We start from the raw sequence: 329 nt of genomic DNA, 5'->3' as shown, positions 1-329 counted from the left end.
GAGGTTACTGAGTGGTTTTGTATGTGGGACATTATTTACCTTAATAGGATTTATTGCTCATACAAGCAAAAATAAAATGGCAGCAGCATTTCAAGAGTTAATGCCATATGGAGCGTCTGTTTATTACGGTATTTCAGCCATGATAAAAGGACTTTTAGTAACAGCAGTAGTAGTTTGTATTATGGCGTTAGTAAATAAGGTAGACAGTATTGAACCATTAAAATTAATAACAACTTTAAAATCTGAAAGTACATTATTAGCATTAGAGTTAACACCTCAATTATGGAGTATGGGTCATTTTGCTCCGTTAGAAGTATCAAGTCCAGCAC

General features: G+C 33.7%; 1 pseudogene. It reads left to right on the top strand.

Annotation, left to right across the window (positions count from 1 at the left end):
- A pseudogene (locus ACSG5Z_RS29900) lies at positions 1 to 329 on the top strand (zinc ribbon domain-containing protein); the annotation flags it as partial.

The organism is Bacillus pretiosus, assembly GCF_051294775.1.
In the GTDB taxonomy this organism is placed as follows: Bacteria; Bacillota; Bacilli; order Bacillales; family Bacillaceae_G; genus Bacillus_A; species Bacillus_A wiedmannii.
The sequence above is the reverse complement of the archived record's forward strand: the minus strand, read 5'-3'. Positions and strand labels throughout refer to the sequence as shown.